This is a genomic window from Dyella sp. 2YAF14, assembly GCF_052114725.1.
Taxonomy (GTDB): domain Bacteria; phylum Pseudomonadota; class Gammaproteobacteria; order Xanthomonadales; family Rhodanobacteraceae; genus Dyella.
The window spans coordinates 1-469 of sequence record NZ_JBFRFH010000039.1 but is presented as its reverse complement, the minus strand read 5'-3'; the positions used below and the strand labels follow the sequence as shown (position 1 = coordinate 469).

Here is a 469-nt window from a genome sequence, read left to right as displayed (position 1 = left end):
GTCCACAACGTAAACGTCGTTGCCTGCACCACCAATCATGAGGTCTTGGCCGGCACCGCCATTGAGGAAGTTGGCGGCGGCGTTGCCGGTGAGGCTGTTATCGAGTTCGTTGCCGGTGAGGTTCAACGCGGCGGTGCCGAGCAGCACGCCGTCTTCGACGTTGGCCGAGAGGGTGTAGCTCACCGCCGTGCGGATCAGGTCGTGGCCTTCGTCGGCGAGCTCAGTGACCGTGTCGGTGGCGTTGTCGATGACGTAGGTGTCGTCGCCGCTGCCGCCGCTGAGGGTGTCGGCGCCGGCGCCGCCATCCAGCCAGTCATTGCCGGCCCCGCCTTGCAGGGTGTTGTYGTAGGCGTTGCCKAKCAGGGTGTTGTTCAGGTCGTTGCCGATCACGGTGAAGKYRCCGAGGCCGGTGACGGTGACATCTTCGACGTTCTGCAGGTTGCTTTGGCTGAGGTCGACGGTGCTGCTG

The 469-nt window shown here is 64.6% G+C and carries 1 protein-coding gene; it reads right to left on the bottom strand.

All coding sequences use genetic code 11. The features are described 5' to 3' along the window. Window positions 1–469: calcium-binding protein (locus AB4Y82_RS21145; protein WP_441611686.1), on the bottom strand; the 469-nt coding region annotated here is incomplete at both ends.